Annotated in this window: 3 protein-coding genes; all 3 read left to right on the forward strand. The window is 67.6% G+C overall.

The annotated features are described in order from the left end of the window. Positions 1 to 85: 85 nt before the first annotated feature. Positions 86 to 1,504 (forward strand): ATP-binding protein, encoded by a 1,419-nt coding sequence (locus tag ELR45_RS18030; protein WP_129667633.1) that lies wholly within the window; start codon positions 86 to 88, stop codon positions 1,502 to 1,504. 43 nt (positions 1,505 to 1,547) lie between these two features. Continuing rightward, positions 1,548 to 2,222: a response regulator transcription factor gene (locus ELR45_RS18035; protein WP_129667634.1), complete on the forward strand. Its 675-nt coding sequence runs from the start codon at positions 1,548 to 1,550 to the stop codon at positions 2,220 to 2,222. A gap of 5 nt (positions 2,223 to 2,227) precedes the next feature. Next, a partial coding sequence (locus ELR45_RS18040; protein ID WP_205856812.1) for a sensor histidine kinase occupies positions 2,228 to 3,437 on the forward strand: 1,210 nt, incomplete at its 3' end.

Here is a 3,437-nt window from a genome sequence, read left to right on the forward strand (position 1 = left end):
CATGGTTTCCAAACAGCTAATGCCAGTGTTACTATCTTTGATGATAGTATCTTAAATGATAGTAACTACTCGCGGATGGTGACCGGTGATCGAGTTCGTCGGCCGTGAACATGAACTGAGTCAGCTCTCTTGGCTTCTTGACCAGGTGCGCGAAGCCGTCGGCGGACATGCTCCCGGGCAATGCGTACAGATGCGGGGTCGTCGACGCATCGGCAAGTCGAGCCTCGTAGAGGAGTCTCTACGCCGCACCGGGGTGCCGGCAGTGTTCTTCACTGCCGAACGACGCTCCGCGGAAGCGGAGTTGACGTCCTTCTGGCGCACGGTCAGCGAATCCGGAGTCGATCGACGCGGGCTGGTTGGCGGTATCACGCCGAGAGACTGGAGCGGAGCCTTTCAGACTCTCGCTCTCCTGCTACCCGACGACGAGCCAACCGTTGTCGTGATCGACGAGCTTCCCTACCTGATCGAACAAGTCGACGCGTTTGAAGGCATTCTCCAGAAAGCTTGGGATCGTGAACTCAGCCGCAAGCCCATCCTCTTGATACTGGTCGGTTCCGACCTCGGGATGATGGAAGCGCTGAACCAGTACGACCGACCCTTCTATCAACGCGGCCGCGAGATGGTCGTGGGGCCGCTGAATCCAGCGGATGTCGGTGGCATGCTGGGACTCGATGCCGCCGATACTCTCGACGCCACGCTCATCACCGGCGGGCTCCCCCTCATTTGCTCAGAATGGGAACGTGGAACGCCCGTGTGGGACTACCTCGAATTCGCTCTGAGCAATCCTCTGTCTGCTCTCCTGGTGTCGGCGGAGCGGGTTCTCGCGGCCGAGTTTCCGCGACACGTACAAGCGCGCACCGTCCTCTCGGCAATCGGTAGTGGCGAACGCACCTTCGCCAACCTCGCGCGCGCCGCGGGAGATATCCAGCAAGCTTCACTTCAACGCTCGCTTGAGCTGCTCGGCAACAAGCGGATCATCGACGCGGATGTACCCCTCTCGGACCGGCCATCGAAGGAGCGCCGCTACCGAGTCTCTGATCCCTACCTGCAGTTCTGGTTGACCTTCATCGAACCCAACCTGCATCTCATCGAACGGCGACGCGCGGACCTCGCGCTGGAACGCGTCCGCCGACAATGGACCACATGGCGCGGCCGGGCCATCGAACCGCTCGTCAGGGAGTCGCTGGCGCGGCTCCTACCGGCCCAAGGCATACCAGCAGCGGCCGAGGTGGGTGCCTATTGGACGCGGTCCAACGATGTCGAGATCGACATCGTCGGCGCCGACCGCGCTCCCATCGCCAAGCAGATACATTTCGTCGGCTCGATCAAGTGGCTTGATCAGCGGCCTTTCGATGCTCATGGCCTCGGCGAGCTAGCAGTCCAGCGCAACCGGTTACCGGGCGCCGACGAGTCCACACCTCTCCTGGCGATCTCACGAAGCGGAACCTCTGTCCAGGGAGTGGCGTCGTTCGAGCCCGACGATCTCGTCGCCGCGTGGTCGTGACCCAAGAGACGTGCGCGACGCGCCTCCCCTACCATGACCGGCTATGCGCATCCTTGTAGTCGAAGACGACGACCGCGTCGCCCGCGGCCTCGTCACCGTCCTGACGAACGCCTCGTTCGAGGTCCGTCGAGTCGCGACGGCAGCGGAGGCGCTACAGGAACCACCGGCCGACGTCGTCCTGCTCGACCTCGGGCTGCCCGATGCCGACGGCCTCGATGTCCTCCGCAAGCTGCGTGAGCGGCCGGAGACCGCGGTGATCGCGGTCACCGCCCGGGCCGAGCAGCACGAGCGGGTCCACGGCCTCCGGCTCGGTGCGGACGACTACGTCGTCAAACCGTTCGGTGTGCCCGAGCTGCTGGCTCGTATCGACGCGGTGCTCCGTCGCACCCGGGCGGTCCGCCGGGAGGGCCAGCAGGCCGAACCGCTGTCCGTCGGCGATTTGACCATCGACCACGCCACCCGGGAGGCGATGGTGGACGGCGACAGCGTCGCGCTCACCCGCAAGGAGTTCGAGCTACTCGCCCTGCTGGCACAGCGCGCGCCGGCGGTGGTGAGCCGCGACGTGATCCTGGACCAGGTGTGGGGCGCCACGTGGGAGTCGTCGTCGCGCACGCTCGACACCCACATCGCAGCCCTGCGGGGCAAGCTCGGCGACACCGTCCCTATCCGGACGGTCCGAGGCGTCGGGTACCGGCTCTCCGCCCCGTCGGACGGCTGAGGCGGGTGCGTCGCCGGCTTCTCGTCGTCCTGGTTCCGCTCGCGGTGCTCCTGGTGACGGCGCTCGGCTTCCCGCTGGCCGCCACCGTGGCTCAGCGGGAGATCCAGGAGACCTACGTCGACCGACTCAACGACGCCGGTCGTTTCGCGTCGCTCGCCGAGACCGCGCTGTCCACCGGGAGAACGGAGGCCCTGGCCCTTGAGCTCGAGCGCTACGACGAGCTGTACGGCATTCCGGCGGCCGTCCTCGGGCCGGACGGGGCGATGCTGCTCGGCTCCCGGGACGCCATCACCGAGGCGCGCAACGATCACCCGGAGATGTCCGCCATCATCAACGAAGCTCTGGCCGGGTACCGGCCCGAGCCACCCGCGGTGCGGTGGCCGTGGGACAGCCGGCCGCTGATCGTCGCGGAGCCGGTCGGCCGGGACAGTGAGGTGGTCGGCGTCGTGGTCACGGTCTCCCCCACCGATCGGACCCGGTCCACGGTCCTGGCCACCTGGGGACAGCTCGCCGGCCTCGGGGTCGTGCCGCTCGCTGCGCTGATCGCCGTCGCCTGGCCGGTCTCCGGCTGGGTGCTGCGCCCCGTGCGCAAGCTCGACGACGCCACCGACGCCATCGCCAAGGGGGACATGACCATCCGGGCCGACGCCGTCAGCGGCCCGGCCGAGCTACGCCGGCTGGCCACGTCGTTCAACTCGATGATGGATGCCGTCGAACGGGCCCTGCAACGACAGCGAGCCTTCGTCTCGGACGCCTCCCACCAGCTGCGCAATCCCCTGACGAGCCTCCGGCTGGCCGTGGAGAGCCTGGAGCCCTACTTGACCCGTCCGGACGCCCGCGAAGCACACGCGGTCGCGGTCGACGAGGCGAAGTCGATGCATCGTATGCTCAACGCGCTGCTCGCCGCCGCCCGGATGGAGAGCATCCGGGAGGCCGAACCGGTGGACCTGGATACCGTCCTGGCCACCAGGGTGGACCGGTGGCGAGCCATCGCCTCCGCCGACGACGTCGTCGTCCAGGTGGATGTTCCACCGGGCCTTCACTTGCTCGAGCCGCCCGGGGGCCTGGGTAGCGTCCTGGACGAGCTGGTCAGCAACGCACTCCGGCTGTCCGGCGGGCGCCGCGTGGTGATCAGCGCGACGTCCGCCACAGCCGGCGGCTCCGAGACGGCGGCGACCGCGGGCCCGGCCGGGCCCGCGGCACCGGCCACGCCGG

The organism is Phytoactinopolyspora endophytica, from assembly GCF_004138495.1.
GTDB classification, from domain to species: Bacteria; Actinomycetota; Actinomycetes; order Jiangellales; family Jiangellaceae; genus Phytoactinopolyspora; species Phytoactinopolyspora endophytica.